This window comes from Mycobacterium sp. AT1, from assembly GCF_002043095.1.
In the GTDB taxonomy this organism is placed as follows: domain Bacteria; phylum Actinomycetota; class Actinomycetes; order Mycobacteriales; family Mycobacteriaceae; genus Mycobacterium.
In genome coordinates this window covers 35,174-54,133 of sequence record NZ_MVOC01000027.1, presented here as the reverse complement: position 1 = coordinate 54,133, position 18,960 = coordinate 35,174, and the positions used below count along the sequence as shown (strand labels likewise).

23 protein-coding genes are annotated in these 18,960 nt (G+C 67.9%); 7 read left to right on the top strand and 16 right to left on the bottom strand.

Going from position 1 to position 18,960, the window contains the following annotated elements; translation table 11 throughout:
- Window positions 1-26 precede the first annotated feature (26 nt).
- The 5 genes from B1790_RS12630 to aroA form a co-directional block, all read right to left on the bottom strand.
- Window positions 27-875 (bottom strand): aldo/keto reductase, encoded by an 849-nt coding sequence (locus B1790_RS12630; protein WP_079923552.1) that lies wholly within the window; start codon window positions 873-875, stop codon window positions 27-29.
- A 142-nt stretch (window positions 876-1,017) separates the two neighbouring features.
- Window positions 1,018-1,866, bottom strand: a complete 849-nt coding sequence (locus tag B1790_RS12625) for an aldo/keto reductase (RefSeq protein WP_079923551.1) — start codon at window positions 1,864-1,866, stop codon at window positions 1,018-1,020.
- A gap of 12 nt (window positions 1,867-1,878) precedes the next feature.
- Window positions 1,879-2,529: a class I SAM-dependent methyltransferase gene (locus B1790_RS12620; protein ID WP_079923550.1), complete on the bottom strand. Its 651-nt coding sequence runs from the start codon at window positions 2,527-2,529 to the stop codon at window positions 1,879-1,881.
- Window positions 2,530-2,531: 2 nt separating this feature from the next.
- A complete protein-coding gene (rsgA, locus tag B1790_RS12615; protein WP_079923549.1) occupies window positions 2,532-3,512 on the bottom strand; it encodes a ribosome small subunit-dependent GTPase A in 981 nt (326 codons plus the stop codon).
- 16 nt (window positions 3,513-3,528) lie between these two features.
- Window positions 3,529-4,833, bottom strand: coding sequence for a 3-phosphoshikimate 1-carboxyvinyltransferase (gene aroA / locus B1790_RS12610; protein WP_142271273.1), 1,305 nt, complete (start codon window positions 4,831-4,833; stop codon window positions 3,529-3,531).
- Window positions 4,834-4,878: 45 nt separating this feature from the next.
- Here aroA and B1790_RS12605 point away from each other — a divergent pair, with 45 nt between their 5' ends.
- A complete protein-coding gene (locus B1790_RS12605) occupies window positions 4,879-5,649 on the top strand; it encodes an SOS response-associated peptidase (protein WP_079923730.1) in 771 nt (256 codons plus the stop codon).
- On the opposite strand, the gene B1790_RS12600 is transcribed toward B1790_RS12605, so the two are convergent.
- From B1790_RS12600 to B1790_RS12590, 3 genes are read right to left on the bottom strand one after another with little or no spacing between them, the layout of a single operon-like run.
- Entirely contained in the window at window positions 5,646-6,413 is a 768-nt protein-coding gene (locus B1790_RS12600) for a class I SAM-dependent methyltransferase (protein WP_079923729.1), read from the bottom strand. The genes B1790_RS12605 and B1790_RS12600 overlap by 4 nt on opposite strands.
- Complete coding sequence (locus B1790_RS12595) at window positions 6,413-7,258, bottom strand: NAD(P)-dependent oxidoreductase (protein WP_079923547.1); 846 nt, start codon at window positions 7,256-7,258, stop codon at window positions 6,413-6,415. The genes B1790_RS12600 and B1790_RS12595 overlap by 1 nt, the downstream gene beginning before the upstream one ends.
- Window positions 7,259-7,275: 17 nt before the next feature.
- Window positions 7,276-7,770: an aminoacyl-tRNA deacylase gene (locus B1790_RS12590; RefSeq protein ID WP_142271272.1), complete on the bottom strand. Its 495-nt coding sequence runs from the start codon at window positions 7,768-7,770 to the stop codon at window positions 7,276-7,278.
- 213 nt (window positions 7,771-7,983) lie between these two features.
- On the opposite strand from B1790_RS12590, the gene B1790_RS12585 reads away from it, so the two are divergent.
- Both B1790_RS12585 and rsrA read left to right on the top strand, forming a co-directional pair.
- A complete protein-coding gene (locus B1790_RS12585; protein ID WP_142551193.1) occupies window positions 7,984-8,631 on the top strand; it encodes a sigma-70 family RNA polymerase sigma factor in 648 nt (215 codons plus the stop codon).
- 44 nt (window positions 8,632-8,675) lie between these two features.
- Window positions 8,676-8,939, top strand: a complete 264-nt coding sequence (gene rsrA, locus B1790_RS12580; protein ID WP_198951995.1) for a mycothiol system anti-sigma-R factor — start codon at window positions 8,676-8,678, stop codon at window positions 8,937-8,939.
- Here rsrA and B1790_RS35855 read toward each other — a convergent pair.
- The gene (locus tag B1790_RS35855) at window positions 8,936-9,028 is read right to left on the bottom strand and encodes a 50S ribosomal protein bL37 (protein ID WP_142271271.1); all 93 of its coding nucleotides are present in this window, start codon (window positions 9,026-9,028) and stop codon (window positions 8,936-8,938) included. The genes rsrA and B1790_RS35855 overlap by 4 nt on opposite strands.
- A gap of 123 nt (window positions 9,029-9,151) precedes the next feature.
- On the opposite strand from B1790_RS35855, the gene B1790_RS12575 reads away from it, so the two are divergent.
- A complete protein-coding gene (locus tag B1790_RS12575) occupies window positions 9,152-9,367 on the top strand; it encodes a biotin/lipoyl-binding carrier protein (protein WP_079923728.1) in 216 nt (71 codons plus the stop codon).
- A gap of 26 nt (window positions 9,368-9,393) precedes the next feature.
- On the top strand, window positions 9,394-10,893 hold the full coding sequence (locus B1790_RS12570; RefSeq protein WP_079923543.1) for a sensor histidine kinase: 1,500 nt from the start codon (window positions 9,394-9,396) through the stop codon (window positions 10,891-10,893).
- A gap of 102 nt (window positions 10,894-10,995) precedes the next feature.
- On the opposite strand, the gene whiB1 is transcribed toward B1790_RS12570, so the two are convergent.
- Entirely contained in the window at window positions 10,996-11,250 is a 255-nt protein-coding gene (gene whiB1 / locus B1790_RS12565) for a transcriptional regulator WhiB1 (RefSeq protein WP_079923542.1), read from the bottom strand.
- 257 nt (window positions 11,251-11,507) lie between these two features.
- Window positions 11,508-12,467, bottom strand: a complete 960-nt coding sequence (locus B1790_RS12560) for a diacylglycerol kinase family protein (protein ID WP_079923727.1) — start codon at window positions 12,465-12,467, stop codon at window positions 11,508-11,510.
- A 51-nt stretch (window positions 12,468-12,518) separates the two neighbouring features.
- On the opposite strand from B1790_RS12560, the gene B1790_RS12555 reads away from it, so the two are divergent.
- Window positions 12,519-12,911, top strand: coding sequence for a hypothetical protein (locus tag B1790_RS12555; RefSeq protein ID WP_079923541.1), 393 nt, complete (start codon window positions 12,519-12,521; stop codon window positions 12,909-12,911).
- Here B1790_RS12555 and B1790_RS12550 read toward each other — a convergent pair.
- From B1790_RS12550 to B1790_RS12540, 3 genes are read right to left on the bottom strand one after another with little or no spacing between them, the layout of a single operon-like run.
- Complete coding sequence (locus B1790_RS12550; RefSeq protein ID WP_079923540.1) at window positions 12,893-13,405, bottom strand: GNAT family N-acetyltransferase; 513 nt, start codon at window positions 13,403-13,405, stop codon at window positions 12,893-12,895. The genes B1790_RS12555 and B1790_RS12550 overlap by 19 nt on opposite strands.
- Window positions 13,402-14,496: an isochorismate synthase MenF gene (locus B1790_RS12545; protein ID WP_079923726.1), complete on the bottom strand. Its 1,095-nt coding sequence runs from the start codon at window positions 14,494-14,496 to the stop codon at window positions 13,402-13,404. Before B1790_RS12545 ends, B1790_RS12550 begins: the two co-directional genes overlap by 4 nt.
- The gene (locus B1790_RS12540) at window positions 14,493-15,107 is read right to left on the bottom strand and encodes an acid phosphatase (RefSeq protein WP_079923539.1); all 615 of its coding nucleotides are present in this window, start codon (window positions 15,105-15,107) and stop codon (window positions 14,493-14,495) included. Before B1790_RS12540 ends, B1790_RS12545 begins: the two co-directional genes overlap by 4 nt.
- Window positions 15,108-15,194: 87 nt before the next feature.
- Between B1790_RS12540 and B1790_RS12535 the strand changes: the two genes are divergently transcribed.
- A complete protein-coding gene (locus B1790_RS12535; RefSeq protein WP_079923538.1) occupies window positions 15,195-15,998 on the top strand; it encodes a ParA family protein in 804 nt (267 codons plus the stop codon).
- On the opposite strand, the gene B1790_RS12530 is transcribed toward B1790_RS12535, so the two are convergent.
- Together B1790_RS12530 and B1790_RS12525 are read right to left on the bottom strand one after the other, a co-directional pair.
- Window positions 15,999-17,210: a PQQ-binding-like beta-propeller repeat protein gene (locus B1790_RS12530; protein ID WP_079923537.1), complete on the bottom strand. Its 1,212-nt coding sequence runs from the start codon at window positions 17,208-17,210 to the stop codon at window positions 15,999-16,001.
- A 19-nt stretch (window positions 17,211-17,229) separates the two neighbouring features.
- The gene (locus tag B1790_RS12525; protein WP_079923536.1) at window positions 17,230-18,831 is read right to left on the bottom strand and encodes a DEAD/DEAH box helicase; all 1,602 of its coding nucleotides are present in this window, start codon (window positions 18,829-18,831) and stop codon (window positions 17,230-17,232) included.
- Between the last annotated feature and the right edge of the window lie 129 nt (window positions 18,832-18,960).

Genomic DNA, 18,960 nt, shown 5'->3' with positions numbered 1-18,960 from the left:
CTCCCCGCCGTTTTGGCGTGAGTAGGTCAGTCGGGGATGTAGTCGAACGTGTCCGGGTTGGGACCCGTGCGACCTTCCTCACCCTTGTCGAGTGCCGTCAACGCGTCGACGTCGTGATCGCTGAGCTCGAAGTCGAACAGCGCGAAGTTCTCTTCGATCCGCTTGGGCGTCACCGACTTCGGGAAGACGATGTCACCGCGCTGGATGTGCCAGCGCAGCACCACCTGCGCGGGGGACTTGCCCGACGCCTCGGCGATCTGCGTGACGACCGGGTCGTCGAGTACCTGGCCCTGGGCGATGGGGGACCAGGCCTCCACGGCGATGCCGTGCTCGATGCAGTACTGACGCACCTCGTCGTTGACGAAGTAGGGATGCACCTCGATCTGGTTCACCGAGGGCACGGTGTCGGTCTCGTTGGCCAGGCGCTCGAGGTGCGCGACCTGAAAGTTCGACACGCCGATGCTGCGGGCCCGGCCGTCACGCCGGAACTCCTCGAGCGTCCGCCACGTCGAGATGAAGTCGTTGTTGTAGCGCGTCGGCAGCGGCCAGTGGATGAGGAAGAGATCCACGTAGTCGAAGCCAAGCTTGCTCAGCGTCTCGTCGAATGCCCTGCGCGCATCGTCGGGCTCGTGAAATCCGTTGTTGAGCTTGCTGGTGACGAACACGTCCGCGCGGTCCAGCCCCGAATCGCGCACGCCTTGGCCGACGCCGGCCTCGTTCTGATACATCTCGGCGGTGTCGATGTGTCGGTAGCCGATGTCCAGTGCCGTCTTGACCGCCTCTGCGGTCTTGTCGGGATCGATCTGGTAGACGCCGAATCCGAGCTGCGGAATGTGCGCACCGGTGCTGAGTTCGATCGTGGGTACGTTCGTCATGAATGAGCCTCCTTTGGCAATTTGCCCTAGTGTGCGTGCCCGTTTCGGCCGGAACACAAACCGTGGTCAGACGCGTTCAGCGTCGCATTCGGTCACCGGAACGGATATCGCGCGACGGGTTGATCCTTACGTGCTGCGGGTCTCACCGCGTGATGACGTCGAACGTATCGGGGTTGGAGCCGACGCGGCCCACGGCGCCCCGGTCCAGCCCGTCGATCGCCGCCACGTCGTCGGCACCGAGGTCGAAGTCGAACACCGCGAAGTTCTGGGCGATGCGACTGCGCGACACCGACTTCGGAAACACGACGTCGCCGCGTTGCAGGTGCCAGCGCAGCACCACCTGAGCCGGTGACCTGCCCACCGCGGCGGCCACCCGCTGGACCACCGGGTCGTCGAGCAGCGTGCCGCGGCCCAGCGGCGACCAGGCCTGGAAGGCCATCCCGCTCTGCTTGCAGTAGTCCCGGACCGAGGCGTTGGTGAAGTAGGGGTGCGCCTCCACCTGGTTGACGGCGGGCACGGTGTCGGTCTCGGCCGCGAGCCGCTGAAGGTGCGGGACGTGGAAGTTGGACACCCCGATGCTGCGCGCGCGACCGTCGGCCGCGAACTCCTCGAGGGTGCGCCACGTCGAGACGAAGTCACCGCCGTAGCGCGTCGGGAGGGGCCAGTGAATCAAGTACAGGTCGACGTAATCCGACCCGATCGCGGCAAGTGTGTCGTCGAATGCCCTACGCGCAGCGTCGGGTTCGTGAAATCCGTTGTCGAGCTTGCTGGTGACGAAGACGTCGGCTCGGTCGACCCCCGCCTCACGGATTCCGCGGCCGACGCCCGCCTCGTTGTGGTACATCGCCGCCGTGTCGAGGTGGCGGTATCCGACGTCGAGCGCGGTCCGGACCGCCGCCGCGGTCTCGTCGGGGGCGACCTTGTAGACGCCGAACCCAAGCTGGGGGATGCGTGCGCCGTCGTTGAGCGTGATCTCGGGTACCGGTGTCATGTCCGTCTCAGGTTATCGAGCCGAGCGCTTGCGCGCGACGAGGAAGGCCTGCGGGGTGGTCTGGACGCCGTCGTCGTCGGGCTCGCGCACGGTGGTCGAGTAGACGGGCAGCCCGGCCGCCTCCAGCGTGGCGGCGACGGCCCCTGGTTCGCGCCGGACGAACTCCAAGTCGAGCGGCGTGCCGAACGCCTCGGTCAACCGGCGAGGCCGATCGCCGACCTGGAAGGCCAGCAGTGCGACACCGCCGTCGACGAGCACGCGGTGAAATTCGGAGAACGCCTGCGGCAGATGTGAATCCGGGACGTGAATGGTGGAGTACCACGCACAGACTCCGCCGACGCTTGCATCGTCGAGCTCGAGCGAGGTCATCGACCCCACGTCGAATCGAAGTTCGGGGGCACGCGCCCGGGCTTCGGCGATCATGTTGGGGGACAAGTCGATTCCCGTGGGATCTACGCCAAGGTCGGCCAGAATCCTGGTGGTGACGCCGGTGCCGCAGCCGACGTCGGCGACCGAGGTGTTCCCGGTGGCGCGTACCAGCTCTGCGAATGCCGCCAGCAGCGCCTTCTCGATCGGCTTGTCGTCGAGGTAGTTCTCGAACATCGCGGCGAAGTCCGTTGCGGCTGCGTCGTATCCGTCGCGCGTGCGGTCGAGGAAGTCCATCCCTAGTCGGCGGCCATCGCGGTCAGCAGTCGGCGGGTGGCGGCGACGCGGTCGGCGGTGTGGCCCGTCAGCTCGTCGAGTGCGCAGTCGGGATCCGACGGCGGCCCGAGGTGCCCACAGCCGCGAGGACACTTCTCGATGGCTTCGGCGAGGTCGGAGAACGCCATCATGACGTCGGCGGGCGCGATGTGGGCAAGCCCGAAGGACCGGATTCCCGGCGTGTCGACCACCCACCCCGAGTCGTGCAGCGGCAGAGCCACCGACTGAGTCGACGTATGCCTGCCCTTGCCGACGCCGGACACCACCCCGACCGCGCGGCCGGCCTCGGGCACCAGCCGGTTGACCATCGTGGACTTGCCGACGCCGGAATGGCCCACCAGCACCGTCAACTTCCCGACCAGCAGGTCGTCGACGACGGCGAGGTCGTCGCTGCGGCCGGCGGTGACGACGGTCAGGTCCAACCCGGCGAACTGCGCCGCGAACGGTTCCGGAGGCGCCAGGTCGGTCTTGGTCAGGCACAGAATGGGCTCGAGTCCGCCGACGTAGGCGGCAATCAGGGACCGCTCGACGAAGCCGGTGCGCGGCGGCGGGTCGGCCAGCGCGACCACCATCAGCAGTTGGTCGGCGTTGGCGACCAGGACGCGTTCGGTCGGATCTGTGTCATCGGCGGTGCGCCGCAACACCGTTCGCCGTTCACCGCGACGGACGATCCTGGCGAGCGTGTCGGGCAGGCCGGACAGGTCGCCGACGACGTCGACCTCGTCGCCGACCACGATCGGGGTGCGGCCGAGCTCCCTGGCCCGCATGGCGGTCACGACGCGTTGCGGGTCGCCACCGAGCGCGCAGCCCCACCGACCACGGTCGACGGTGACGACCATCGCCGCCTGGGCATCCAGGTGTTCGGGGCGGGTCTTGGTACGCGGGCGTGAACCGCGGCCGGGGCGTACCCGGACGTCGGATTCGTCGTAGTCGTTCTCGTTCAAGAGACGTCGTGCTCTCTCAAGGGATTTCGGGTACCTGCCCGGCCAGCATGTCGGCCCACATCCCAGGGAAGTCGGGCAGGGTCTTGGCGGTGGTGCCGATGTCCTCGACCTCGACTCCCGGTGTCCGCAGTCCGACGATGGCGCCCGCGGTCGCCATGCGGTGGTCGGCGTAGGAGTGCCACACCCCGCCGTGAAGGGGCGTGGCCGTAATCGTCAGCCCGTCTGTGGTCTCCTCGCAGTGTCCACCGAGGCCGTTGATCTCGGCCGTCAGCGCCGCCAGCCGGTCGGTTTCGTGGCCACGCAGGTGGGCGATGCCGCTGAGGTGCGACACCGAACCCGTCTCGGCCAGAGCTGCCAGCGCCGCGAACGACGGTGCCAGCTCGCCGACCTCGTGCAGGTCGACGTCAAAACCCGGGTAGCCGTCGATCGAGCCCTTCACGTCGAGGTGGGAATCACCCTGGTGCACAGTCGCACCCGCCTTGGTGAGCAAGTCGAGGATGTTCTCCGACGGTTGCACGCTGACCTGCGGCCACCCGGTGATGCGCACCGTGCCCGCAGTGACGATGGCGGCGGCCAGGAACGGGACCGCGTTCGACAGGTCGGGTTCGACGTCCCAGTGCCTGGCGGCGACGGGGCCCGGTTTGACCACCCAGCGATTGGGTGTCGAGTCGTCCACCGAGACGCCGGCCTCGCGCAGCATCGTCACCGTCATCGCCACGTGTGGCGCCGACGGCACGGACTCGCCGGTGTGCACGACGGTCAGGCCGTCCCGAAACGTGGCCCCCGACAGCAGCAGCCCCGAGACGAACTGCGACGACGACGAGGCGTCGATGTGTACCGTGCCCCCGGCCACGGCACCCTCGCCGCGGACGTGAAACGGCATCGCGTCGCCGTCAACGGGCACGCCGAGACCGCGCAGGCCGTCGAGCAGGGGAGCGATCGGACGCGACCGGGCCTGCTCGTCGCCGTCGAACGTCACGACCTCGCTGCCGAGTGCCGCGAGCGGCGGGACGAACCGCAGGACGGTCCCCGCGAGGCCGCAGTCGATCCTGGCGTCCGAGGCGGGCGAGATCGCGCCGCTGATCGCCAGCTCGGTTCCCGCGCCGTCGAGCAAGAGTCCAAGCGTTCGCAGCGCACCGATCATCAGGTCGGTGTCGCGGCTGCGCAGCGCACCGCTGACGGTCGACGTTCCCTGCGGGCTCGCCAGCGCGGCGAGGATCAGCGCGCGGTTGGTCTGGGACTTGGAGCCCGGCACCTCGACGGTCGCGTGGATGGGCGTCGTGGTCGACGGCGCCTGCCACCCACCTCCGTACTCAGTCATGGCGTCCATCCTGCCTTGTCGCCCACTTCTGCCACCATGGGATACATGTGTGGGCGATTCGCGGTGACGACCGATCCGGCGCTGCTGGCCGAGAAGATCAAGGCGATCGACGAGACCATCGCGGCGACGGAGGCCAAGGGGCCGTCGGAGCCGAACTTCAACGTCGCGCCGACGACGACCATCAGCTCGGTGGTCAAGAGGCACGCCGAACCCGACGACGAGTCGACCCGGCGGGTGCGCTCGATGCGGTGGGGTCTGGTGCCGCCGTGGGTGAAGGCCAAGGACGACGGCACACCCGAGACCAAGGGACCGCTGCTGATCAACGCCCGCGCCGAGACGGTCACCACCTCTGCGGCGTTTCGCGCCTCCGCCAAGACCAAGCGGTGCCTGGTTCCGATGGACGGCTGGTACGAATGGCGTCCTGGCGCGGAGTGCGCCGGCGGCAAGAAGGCCGCCAAGACGCCGTTCTTCATGCACGGCGCGGACGGCGAGCCCCTGTTCATGGGCGGCCTCTGGTCCACGTGGCGGCCCGCCAAGGACGCCCCTCCGCTGTTGACCTGCACCATCATCACCACCGAGTCGGCAGGCCAACTGGCCGAGATTCACGACCGCATGCCGCTGAGCATCAGCGAGCGCGACTGGGACCGGTGGCTGGATCCCGACGCGTCGATGGACGAGGGCCTGCTGCGCGGCCACGGCGACCTGGACCGCATCGCGGTCCGCGAGGTCTCCCGGCTGGTCAACAGCGTCCGCAACAACGGACCCGAGCTGATCGAACCCGCGGAGCCGCAGGCCGAGCAGGGCACGCTGCTCTAGCGGCGGCTGGCCGTGATGATCGCGTAGGGCGCGTCGAAGCGGACGCCGCCGTCGTCGTCGACGTAGGGGGTGAGCGCGTCGGTGAACGCGGCCAGGAGGCGATCCTGCTGGTCACCGCCCAGGCGACCGAAGAGGTCGACGTGCATCGGTGACTCGTGCCGCACGAAGTGTCGTGCGGCATCCAGCGAGTCGAAGGCCCATACGAGAGTTCCGTCGTCGATCTCGACGTCGGTGAAGTCGGCGGCCAACCGTTCGGTCGCGATCGCGGGATCGCCCCACTGGTCGGGGGTGAAACCCCGGTCGGGCGGGGGCCCGAGCGCTTCGACGATCGGATCGAACAGCGGGTTGCCTGCGGTGCGCACCCAGGATGAGAAGGCAAGCACGCCAGCCGGTTTCAGTACGCGGGCGATCTCGGCCACCTGTCGCCCCGGCTCGACGAAGATGACGCCCATGTTGGACACCGCGGTGTCGAACGCGGCGTCGGGCAGCGTCGTCTCCGTCGCGTCGGCGACCACCCACGTGATGTCATGGCCGGCGTTCGCGGCCTTGCGCTCGGCAATGGCGACCAATTCGGGCGTCAGGTCGACGCCGGTGACCACCGCGCCGCGTGCGGCCGCCGCCAACGCGGCGCTGCCGGTGCCGCAGGCGAGGTCGACCAATGCGGTGCCGTCAAGCGGTCGGCGGCGCTCCGCGGCCGCGACGGTCTCGCCGGCGACGACGGCGATGCGTTCGGCCACCGACTCGTAGCGGCCCCCGGCCCACATCAGGAGCCGTAGCCGGGCGGGTTGGGCGTCTCGACCCACAGGTCGACGCCGAGTTCGGATCCTGGGACGCAGTCGTACACCGAGAGGTCGGTGACGCCCGAGTCGACCAGGACGTCCTCGCACAGCACGCTGTTGCCGGTGTACTCGCGGGCCGGCTTGTTGAAGACGACGTAGGCGGCGTCGGCGTAGACGTCGGGCTTGCGTGCGCGGCTCATCGCCTCCTCGCCGCCAAGGAGGTTCTGGACGGCCGCGGTGGCCACCAGCGTCCGCGGCCACAACGTGTTGGAGGCGATGCCGTCGGCCCGCATCTCCTCGGCGATGCCGAGCGCGCACAACGTCATGCCGTACTTGGCCATCATGTAGGCCGTCGGCTTGAGCCACTTGGACTCCAGCAGGATCGGCGGCGACAGCGTGAGGATGTGGGGGTTGTCCCGGCCCACCATGTGCGGAATGCAGGCCTGTGACACGGCGTAGGTGCCCCGGACGTTGATCCCGTTCATCAGGTCGAACCGCTTGAGCGGCACTTCGGTAATCGACCCCAGGTTGATCGCCGACGCGTTGTTCACGCAAACGTCGATCCCGCCGAACTGTGAAACCGCTTGCGCGACCGCGGATTCCACGGATTCACCGTCGCGGACGTCGCCGAGGATCGGCAGTGCGTGACCACCGGCGTCCTCGATCTCCTTGGCGGCGGTGTAGATCGTGCCCTCGAGCTTGGGATGGGGTTCTGCGGTCTTGGCGACCAGGGCGACGTTGGCTCCGTCGGCGGCGACGCGCTTGGCGATCGCCAGCCCGATGCCTCGGCTCGCGCCGGAGATGAACATGGTCTTTCCCGCTAGCGACATGGCTTCACCCTAGAACGTCACGCCGCGAGGACGTCGCGGGTCACCGCGTTGGTCAGTCGCACCAGATCGGCAGGGGCGACGGCCACCTGCAGCCCGCGCTTGCCTGCGCTGCACAGCACTCGGTCCCAGGCGTACACCGAGTCGTCGACGACGGTCGGCAGCGGCTTGCGTTGGCCCAAGGGGGAGATGCCCCCGATCACGTAACCGGTGGACCGCTCGGCGGCGGCGCGGTCGGCCATCTCGGCGCGCGGGGCGCCGAGGGCTGCGGCGGCGGCCTTGAGCGACAGCTTGTACGGAACCGGGAGAACGGCGACCGCGAGCCCCGACGGCAGCGTGATCACCAACGTCTTGAACACCTGCTCGGCGGACACCTCGACCCCGGCGGCGGCCAACGCGGCGACGGCCTCGTCGCCGAAGGCGTCGTTGCGGGGATCGTGGTGGTAACTCAGCACTTCGTGGGGGACGTTCGCCGCGACGAGCGCGGCGATCGCGGGGGTTGCTGCGCGGGCCACGGCCTCACGATAGTGCGAATTTTCCTGGGAACATTCACGGCCACTCCCGCTGTTGTTCTGCATCGATGGGCGCTGTGAGGCGACTCCGTCGGTACGAGCCACTAGGATCGGAAGTTAGGAGACACCTCGGTGCCAACGCTTTGCCTGGAACGGCCGGTCTACGAGCTGGTTCTGTTCGACGGTGCCGCGAGAGAAGGGACGGTGTCCACCCAGATGACCGATCTCGACGGAGCAGCGCCAGCCGCGGCCGAAGAGCCTGCAATCGAGACCGACGCCGAACTGACGGCGCGTTTCGAGCGGGATGCCATTCCGCTGCTGGATCAGCTGTACGGCGGCGCGTTGCGAATGACCCGCAATCCAGCGGATGCCGAGGATCTCCTTCAGGAGACCATGGTCAAGGCGTACGCCGGCTTTCGTTCGTTCCGCGCCGGAACGAATCTGAAGGCGTGGCTGTACCGAATCCTGACCAACACCTACATCAACAGCTACCGCAAGAAGCAGCGGCAGCCGGCGGAGTACCCGACGGACGAGATCACCGACTGGCAGCTCGCGGCCAACGCGCAGCACACGTCGACTGGTCTGAGGTCCGCCGAGGTCGAGGCGATGGAGGCGTTGCCGGACACCGAGATCAAGGCGGCGCTGCAGGCGCTGCCCGAAGAATTTCGGATGGCCGTGTACTACGCCGACGTCGAGGGTTTTCCCTACAAGGAGATCGCCCAGATCATGGACACGCCCATCGGCACGGTGATGTCTCGACTGCACCGTGGCCGGAAGCAACTCCGTGAACTACTGGCCGACGTCGCGAGGGATCGCGGCTTCATCAGAGGACAGATCGACGAGCCCGAGGAGGTTTCTTCGTGAGCGACGACCTTTCACGCCCCGAAGAGCACACGTTCCGCCCACCGGTGGGTCCCGTCGACCCCAATCACCCGGAATGCGCGTCGGTGATCGCCGAGGTGTGGACTCTGCTCGACGGCGAGTGCACGACGGAAACGCGTGACAAGCTGCGCCATCACCTCGAGGAATGCCCGACCTGCCTGCGGCAATACGGCATCGAGGAACGCGTGAAGCGCCTCATCGCCACCAAGTGCAGTGGCGATAAGGCGCCGGATTCACTGCGGGCGCGGCTGCGAGTGGAGATCAGCCGCACCACCATCATTCGTGGTTAGGTAACTGCCTTCGAACCGCAGTTGGGGCGCTTGCCGTGGTTGGCCTTGGTGTGCTTACGGTCACGCTTCTTACGGCCACGCTTGGCCATGGCATCCTCCAATGAGTCAATTGCTTGCCCGTTAGTGTCTCACGCTCGCGCCGCTGCATTCCAATCCCGTGCGTGTGGTTCGATAGACACCGCAGGGGCGGCTCTAGAGACGAGTGGGTGAAGATGGCCGAGGACGTTCGCGCTGAGATCGTGGCCAGTGTGCTCGAGGTCGTGGTCAGCGAAGGCGACGACATCAACGAGGGCGACACCGTCGTCCTCCTGGAATCCATGAAGATGGAGATTCCGGTGCTCGCCGAGGTTGCCGGAAAGGTGACCACGGTCAACGTCGCCGTGGGCGACGTCATCCAGGCCGGCGATCTCATCGCCGTCATCAGCTAGGTCCCCGACACCGAGAGGCAACACCCGTGTCGACCCTCGGTGACCTGCTCGCCGAGCACACGATGTTGCCCGGCAGTGCCGTCGACCACTTGCACGCCGTGGTGGGCGAGTGGCAACTCTTGGCGGATCTGTCCTTCGCCGACTACCTCATGTGGGTGAACCACGACGACGGCTCCCTGGTGTGCGTCGCGCAGGTACGACCGAACACGGCGCCGACCGCTCTGTTGGCCGACGCCGTGGGCACGGTCAACACCGCCGCCGACATGCCGGTGGTGGTCACCGCGTTCGCCTCCGGCCTGATCGGCCGCGAAAGCGATGCGGGACAAGCGGATTCGCCGGAAGGTCGGTGGCTCGACGTCGAGGCGGTGCCCGTCCGACACGGCGATCAAGTGGTCGCGGTGCTCACACACCAAACCGCATTGGCCGACCGGCGCAAGGCCAGCCCGCTGGAGCGTGCCTATCTGGACTGCGCCGCCGACATCCTGCACATGCTCTCGGAGGGAACCTTCCCCAACGTCGGCGACCTCGCGATGTCCCGGTCGAGTCCACGGGTCGGCGACGGCTTCATCCGGCTCGACGAGGTGGGCCAGGTCAGCTTCGCCAGTCCGAACGCGATCTCGGCGTATCACCGCATGGGGCTGAATGCAGAACTCGAGGGGCACAACCTCGTCACCGTCACCCGGCCGCTGATTTCCGACCCGTTCGAAGCCCAGGAATTGGCCAACCACGTCCGGGACTCGCTCTCTGGCGGGTCCAGCATGCGCATGGAGGTCGACGCCGGGGGAGCAGCGGTGTTGCTCCGGACGATCCCCATGGTGGTCGACGGCAAGGCGGCGGGTGCCGCCGTGCTGATCCGCGACGTGACGGAGGTCAAACGGCGTGATCGCGCGTTGCTGTCCAAGGACGCGACGATCCGTGAGATTCACCACCGCGTGAAGAACAACCTTCAGACCGTCGCCGCGCTGCTGCGCCTGCAGGCCAGGCGGACCAACAACGCCGAGGGGCGAGACGCGCTCATCGAATCGGTGCGCCGGGTCTCGTCCATCGCCCTGGTGCACGACGCCCTGTCGATGTCGGTCGACGAGGAAGTCAACCTCGACGAGGTCGTGGACCGCATCGTGCCGATCATGAACGACGTGGCGTCGGTGGGCAGACCCGTCAGGATCAACCGTGTAGGCGATCTGGGCGTCCTCGACGCCGACCGGGCCACCGCCCTGGTCATGGTGATCACGGAGCTCGTCCAGAACGCCATCGAGCATGCGTATGACTCGACCTCGGAGAACGGCAGCGTGACGATCAGGGCGGAGCGCTCTGCTCGGTGGCTCGACGTCGTGGTCCACGACGACGGTCGCGGGCTGCCCGACGGGTTCAGTTTGGAGAAGTCGGACAGTCTGGGCCTGCAGATCGTGCGCACGCTGGTGGCCGCCGAATTGGACGGATCGCTGGGCATGCACGCCGTGCCGACCGGCGGAACCGACGTCGTCCTGCGGGTCCCCGTCGGCCGCCGCGGCAGGTTGGCGCAGTAACGCACTCGAAATTTCCCGGAAACAATCCTGGAAACACCCGTCCGGACAAAAATTTACGGCCCCGGCGAAAGCCGGGGCCGTAAACAAAGGGAATCGAGTGGGCTAGACGCCCGTGCGAGCCTTGGTCCGTGCATTGCGGCGCTTGAGCGCGCGACGCTCGTCCTCGCTCATGCCGCCCCAGACGCCGGCGTCCTGTCCGGACTCCAAAGCCCAGCTCAGGCACTCCGTGGTGACCGGGCACCGGTTGCAGACGATCTTTGCATCAGCAATCTGGGCGAGTGCCGGGCCACTGTTTCCCACCGGGAAGAACAGTTCCGGATCCTCGTCACGACAGACTGCCTTATGCCGCCAATCCATTTCTATTACTCCTATTCCGGTGCGCAGCAAGGCGCACGAGCTTTTCTTCGGCTGTTAACGCGTGCACACCAAATGTTTCTGCACTGTTGCAAACGATGCTTCCACAGGCTGGACAGATGTCAATAGAGGCGCGTTCACACGTGGGCAATCTCACTGGCATCGTTAGAGGGGGCCGGGTTGCCGGACCCCCCTCACGTTTGTACTACACTCACATCACTTGCGCCCTAATTCGCGGCACTTCACAGCGGATTACCAGGTCAGGGCTTTTTGGCCAGTGGCGCTACCACTCCAAGCGCATCCCGAACCGACGTGAACGTCATCCTTTCGCGCTGGCCGACGTAGTCTCCGTCAATCTGACAGCCAACGGGCGTGTCTGCGGTCACTCGCACCCACGGCACGTCGTCGTCGCGCACCAGATGCTTGGCGTCGAGGCGCGGATTCTTCGCCAACATCTGGCGCACCAGCCCGAGATTCGCCCAGACGTTCATGCTCGTGGTCGCGAAGACGCCGAGGCCCGTCTCGAAGCTGGTGTCGGGGTTGGTCCACACCGGCCTGGTGTTGGCGTAGGTCCACGGGCTCGAGTTCGACACGAAGGCGAAGTGCACCCCGGTCACGGGGGCACGGCCGGCCAGCTCCAACGTCATCGACGGTTCACGGCGGGCGCTGGCCAGCACCTCGCGGGTGGCCACCTTGATGTAGCGCGACGCGGTGACCTTGCGGCCCTTTGCCCGCTGCGCCTCTACGGCGGCCACAACGTCGCCGTCGACCCCCATGCCCGCGGTGAAGACGCCCCATCGGTCGCCGCAGTCCATCAGCCCGATGCGGCGCCACTTCACGCCGCGACGGTAGGCGCCGAGCAGGTCGACGAGTTGGTTGGTCGCCTCGACGGGATCGGGGCTGATGCCGAGGGCGCGGGCGAACACGTTGGCCGACCCGCCGGGCACCACCGAGATCGCGGGACCCTTCTTGGGCGGGGTCTGACCGCAGTCGCCGAGGATGCCGTTGACCACCTCGTTGACCGTCCCGTCGCCACCGTGGACGATCACCACGTCGGTTCCGTCTCGCGCTGCGTCCCTTGCGATTTCGATCGCGTGGCCGCGGTGATTGGTGTGGACGACGGTCAGCTTCACGCGGCTCTCGAGTGCGTGCGCCAGCAGATCACGCCCCGCCGGAGTGGTCGACGTGGCGTTGGGGTTCACGATCAGGACGGCACGCACGGGGCTCAACCCTATCGGCATGCCGCACCGTCGCGCTCTACGCTCTTCGATGTGATCGTGCCTTCGCCGTCAACCATTCGTCTGGCGGCCGCCCTCGTGGCGTTGGAGGGCCTCGCACTGGTGGTCGTGGCGGTGGTGTTCGTCGTCCGCGCGCTCGAAGGTGCCCACGAGGTGTCGATCAGCGGCTACGGCACCGCGCTCTGGTACGTGGTGATGGGCGCGGCGGTGCTCACCGCGGCGTGGGCGCTGTGGACGGGGCGGCGGTGGGGTCGCGGCATTGCGGTCTTCGCGCAGCTCCTGCTGCTGCCGGTGGCGTGGTACATCGCCGTGGGCTCGCAGCAATGGTCCTACGGCATTCCCGTCGCGCTCGTCGCCGCGGCCGGGTTGGCGCTGCTGTTCAGCCCATCTGCAGTGCAGTGGCTGGCTCAGTCCGATGAGGACTGAGGAGTCGCCCCGTTGGGGCCCGCGGCGAGCGCCGTCAACTCGTCACCGGTCACCCGGTAGGTGATCCACTCGGTTTGTGGCCGGCCGCCGACGGAGTCGTAGAGGGCGATGGCGTTGGAGTTCCAGTCGAGCACGGCCCAGGTCAGCCGGGAATAGCCCTTGTCGACGCATTCACGGGCCAACGTCGACAGTAGGGCGCGGGCGAGGCCGTGACGGCGGAAGCCGGGCCTGACGAAGAGGTCCTCCAGGTAGACGCCTGCGACGCCGTCCCAGGTGGAGAAGTTGTAGAACCACAGCGCCATGGCGGCCGGCTCTCCGTCGACCTCGGCCACGTATGCCTGGACCGTGGCTGGATCGCCGAACAGCGCCGCGTGCAACTGACTCTCGGTGACGGTGCACTCTTCGGCGGCGTGCTCGAACTCGGCCAGTTCTCGCACCATGGCGACCAGTTCGACCTCGTCACCGGGTCGGGCCCGACGAATGGTCACGCTCATGTCCTCACTCCCAACGCGGTCAGAATGGTGCGGAACTTCGTATTGGTTTCGGCGACTTCGTCATCCGGATCTGATTCGGCGACGATGCCGCCGCCGGATCGGGCGACGGCGACGCGGCGGTCGGCCGACAACTCGGCGCAGCGGATGGACACCACCCACGTGCCGTCGCCCCGCTCGTCGCACCATCCGACGGCGCCTGCGTAGAAGCCACGATCACCTTCGAGTTCGGAGATCAGGTCGACGGCCTCGGCGGTGGGCACTCCGCCGACGGCTGCGGTGGGGTGTAGTGCGATCGCGAGATCCAGTGCGGTGACCGACGAATCGCGCAACCGGGCGGTGATCGGGGTGTTCAGGTGCCAGACGGCGGATGTGCTGCTGAGCTCGGGGATGGGGGCGACGTCGAGGTCGACGCACAGCGGCTGCAACGCCCCCCGAATCTGGTCGACCACCAGTCGGTGCTCGTGCAGGTTCTTCGCGGAGTCGGCCAGTGCGGCGCCGTTGGCCCGATCCGTCTCGGGGTCGGCCGAGCGTGGCGCCGACCCGGCGAACGGCCTGCAGGTCACCACGTCGCCGTGCCGGGCCACCAGAAGTTCGGGGCTGGCTCCGACGAGTGCGGTGCCGACGAAGCTTCCGCCCGCCGTACTCAGGTCGACGAAATACGTTGTTGCCGAAGCATCTTCGGCAAGACGGCGAATGATCGCACCGGGGTCGATGGGGTCGTCGGCGACGAGGTGCAGCGCGCGGGCGAGCACCACCTTGTGCAGCGGAGAGCCGGGGTCCCGCAGATGCTCGAGTGCCGTGGCGATGCGGGCGCGGTGTTCCTCGGGGGCGGGCACGGTCTCGGTGATGCGGACCGCGGGCATCGTCGGGGTGGTCCGGTCGGGCAACGTGTCGGTGCGGCGAATCTGGGTCGGGCTCATCAGCGCCGCCGGACGGGTGACGTCGAAGGGCAAGGCACCCAGAATCATTGGGCATTCGCCAGCGGCCAGTGCCGCGCGCGCGTCGTCGAGGGCGGGATACGACCCGGCCACGCCGTCGGCGACGAGGACGCCGTCGCGGCCGGCCATGACGAACGTCGGTTCGACGGTCAACGGGGCAGGCACGGATTGACGTGGCCAGCCAGGCCCAGCGCGGTGATCTGCCGGACCCCGTGTTCGTAACCGCAGATCCCGACTGACGCGGCGGCCATCGAGAATCGAATGCCCTCGTACAGCGGCTGCTCTATCCAGCGGGTCAGTACCGAGCGGGAGAAGTGACCGTGCCCGACGAACACCACGTCGCGGTGGCGCATGTGCCCCAGGGCCATCGCGATGGCCTCATCGGCACGGCGGGACACCTGCGCGACCGTTTCGCCACCAGGGCAGCCGTGCGTCCATACCAGCCAGTCGGGCACTGCTTTGCGGATGTCCTCGGTGGTCGTGCCCTCGTAATCGCCGTAGTCCCATTCGGCAAGGAGGTCGGACACCTCGTCGACCTTTAGTCCGGCAAGTTCGGCCGTCACCAGCGCGCGGCGTCGTGGGCTGCTGATCACCAGTGGATCGCGCAACTGCAGGTCCGCGAGTGCCCCTGCGGCCAGCCTGGCCTGTTCTCGGCCCTCGTCGGTGAGGTCTAGTTCGGTTCGGCTCGTGTGTTGACCGGTCTTCGACCATTCGGTCTCGCCGTGTCGGAGCAGTATCAAGCGGTGCCGTTCGGAGGAACCCACCTCGGCGATTCTGCCTCGTGCCGGACGCGATGGTCCGCAGGCATGCCAGGATGAACGGGGTTAGGGCGAGCGAAGCGACGGGACTATATGACGCGAGTACTGGCAGTCGCCAATCAAAAGGGCGGGGTTGCCAAGACGACGACGGTGGCGTCGTTGGGTGCGGCGATGGCCGAGCAGGGCCGGCGCGTGCTGCTCGTCGACCTCGACCCACAGGGATCGCTGACGTTCTCCCTTGGTCACGACCCCGACAAGCTGGCGGTGTCCATCCACGAGGTGCTGCTTGGCGACGTGGAGCCCGACACCGCGCTGCTCGAGACACCGGAGGGCATGACGCTGCTGCCCGCCAACATCGACCTGGCCGGTGCCGAGGCGATGCTGTTGATGCGGGCCGGGCGGGAGTACGCGTTGAAGCGGGCGCTGGCGAAACTGGCGACCAGTACCGATCCCTTCGACGTCGTCATCGTCGACTGCCCGCCGTCTCTCGGCGTGCTGACCCTCAACGGTTTGACCGCCGCCGACGACGTCATCGTGCCGCTGCAGTGCGAGACGCTCGCACACCGAGGCGTCGGGCAGTTCCTGCGGACCGTCGACGACGTCCAGCAGATCACCAACGCCGACCTGGTTCTGCTGGGCGCGCTACCCACTCTGTACGACTCGCGGACCACGCACAGTCGCGACGTGATCCTCGACGTCGTCGACCGCTACCAGCTGCCGGTGCTCGCGCCGCCGATCCCGAGGACGGTGCGCTTCGCCGAGGCGAGCGCGTCGGGTGCCTCGGTGCTGGCAGGTCGAAAGAACAAGGGCGCCATGGCTTATCGCGAGCTCGCCGCCGCGCTGCTGAAGCACTGGAAGTCGGGCAAGGCGCTGCCGACGTTCACCCCAGAGGTGTAGTCAGGCCAGTGCGACGAGGGTGTCGCCGCGCTGCTCGAGCACGGTGGTGCCCGCAACGTTGGGGATGACCGCAGTCTGACTCGGCGGGCGCTGCACGGCGATGTGCGATTCGCCGGCGCCGGTCTCGGGGTTGAACACGTCGTAGCCGGAGGTGACGGGAACCAGCAGTCGGCCCGCCATCAGGGTCGCGGGTCCGACCGGCGCCTGCCCGTTGACCGGTGTCACGGTGTACTTGTACTTCAGGCCGTTGGCCTCGAAGACCATCACCGCGTCGCCGGTCCACCACGTCACCAGGTCACCGGCGCGAGACGCGACGGCGTGAGACGACACCGGCCCCGGCAGCGCGGTACTGGAGATGGTCGTGCCCGTGTCGTCGACGACGTTGACGACGGGCGTCGGCGTCGGAAGGTAGACCGCCGTCGTGGTGTCGGAGACGGCGATCACGCGGGCGTCGGAGTCGGCGGGCACGCCGGGTAGCTGGACGATCTTGGTGGTGGGTTCGTCTTCCTGGTCGGCGGGGACGAGGAGGGTGAGGCGCAGGTCCGCCTGGCCGGGGCACTTCTGCAGCACCGACACCGCGGTCGAACTCGCCGCCGCGGACACCATGCCGCAGAGCGGTTGGGCGGGCACGTCGGGCTTGATCCTGGCGTCGAGCGTGCCGTACCCGATCATCCGGACCATGTCGGAGCGCCACAATTCGATCCGGCTGTCACCGGCCGACAACACGGTGGAGCCGTCCGAGGACAGGGTCACGGCCGGATCGGCGTAGGCGGTGCGGGAGTAGTGCCGGCGCCCGGTCTGCCCGTCGATGGTCGTCACCTGGCCGCAGCCCCGGTCGTCGGGGTAGACCGCGACGGCGTCGTTGTAGACGTAGGTGACACCGCACAGCGGCACCCCGCGGGCATAGCTCCAGAGCACGTTTCCGGTGGCCGGGTCTCGCCCGTCGACCTCGGTCCCGTCGCCGGTGACGACGGAACCGCCCGCGACGACGGGCCTGCTCGTCTTCGGGCTGGCGGCCGTCCACGCTTCCCGCAGTGACGTCGGGACGTCGCGAGCGGCCTTCAGCGCGGGGACCTGTTCGGCGGCGGGCTTGCTCAGCGTTGCCCTGGCGTCACTGCTCCACCAGATCAACCCCGCGGCGACGGCGAGGACCACCACGATCGCAGCGGCCGCCAGCAAGTCGCCCCTGGTGCGGCGTTCCGGTTGAACCATCGGGAGGTGGGCGCCCCGGTCAGCTGGCGGAGGTCGGGGCGGACGTGCTGGGACGACGGCGCCTGCGGCGACGCTTGGCCGGGCCGGTGGAGTCGCCTGCGGGTGCCGTCTCGGTGTCGCCGGAGGCCGAGGTGGCCTGGCCGGCCTCGGTGGTCTCGACCGTTTCGGTCGTCGACTTGGCGGCGCCGCGGGTGCGCTGTCTGGTGCGGTCGCGATCCCGGTTGCGGGCGGGCCGGTCGCTGCTGCTCTCGCGCGTTTCGCCGTCGCGGGACTCGCGCTTGGGTCGGTCCTTGGACTCGGGGGAGCGCGGTCCGCGGCCGATCGAGCCGGTGGCTTCGGCGGGGATCTTCATCTCCTCGTACAAGTGCGCGGAGCTGGAGTACGTCTCGAGTGGATCGGGGTTGTCAAGGCCGAGGGCCTTGTCGATCATCGTCCAGCGGGGCAGCTCGTCCCAGTCGACGAGGGTGACCGCGATGCCGGTCTTGCCCGCGCGGCCGGTACGGCCGATGCGGTGGACGTAGGCCTGCTCGTCCTCGGGGATCTGGTAGTTGATGACGTGGGTGATGTCGTCGATGTCGATGCCGCGGGCGGCGACGTCGGTGGCGACGAGCACGTCGACGTCACCGTTGCGGAAGCCCTTGAGCGCCTTCTCGCGAGCAGCTTGGCCGAGGTCGCCGTGGACGGCGCCGACCTTGAAGCCGCGTTCGGCGAGTTCGTCGGCGACCTTCTGGGCGGTCCGCTTGGTGCGGGTGAAGATCATCGTCGCGCCGCGGCCGTCGGCCTGGAGGATGCGGGCGACCATTTCGACCTTGTCCAGCGCGTGGGCGCGGTAGGCGAACTGCTCGGTGCTGTCGTGGGTGGCGTTCGAGTGCGGTGCCTCGGCACGGATGTGCGTCGGCTGGTTCATGAACGTGCGCGCCAGCGTGATGATCGGATCGGGCATCGTCGCCGAGAACAGCATGGCCTGGCGGTCGTCCGGGGTCTGCTTGAGGATGCGCTCGATGTCGGGAAGGAAGCCGAGGTCGAGCATCTCGTCGGCCTCGTCGAGCACCAGCACCGAAAGGCCGCCGAGCTGCAGGTGGCCCTGCTGGGCGAGGTCGAGCAGCCGGCCGGGGGTGCCGACGACGACGTCGACTCCGCGCTGGAGGGCCTCGATCTGCGACTCGTAGGGGCGGCCGCCGTAGATGGACGTGACGGCCATCTTGCGGTCGCCGACCCTGAGGTACTTCGCGGCGTTGGCGAGGTCCTCGTAGACCTGGATGCACAGCTCGCGGGTGGGCACCACGATGAGGGCGCGGGGGATGCCGGTGAGCGGCCGCGTCTCGTCGGTGACGATGCGGTGCAGCAGCGGTACGCCGAAGGCGAAGGTCTTGCCCATGCCGGTGCGGGCCTGACCGATGAGGTCGTTGCCGGTCAGCGCGAGGGGGAGGGTCAGTTCCTGGATGGCGAAGGTGTGTTCGATGCCGCCTTCGGCCAGCGCGCGCACGATTTCCTCGCGCACGCCGAGCTCGGCGAAGGTGGTGGTCTTGGGTGCTGCCTCGGGGGCTTCGACCACGACGACGATGTCGGGAGTCGCTGCGTCGGATTCCGGGCCGTTGGGGTTAGTGGTGAGTGAAGTCATGCGTTTGCCGACGTAACCTTTCGTTTGTCAATCTCGCGGCGTCCACACGCGCACACGAGTTCGACTAAGGAACGTTGGGGGCCTCGGCTTCGGTGAGAAGCGGACCGACACGTGCACGCACATTTCTTG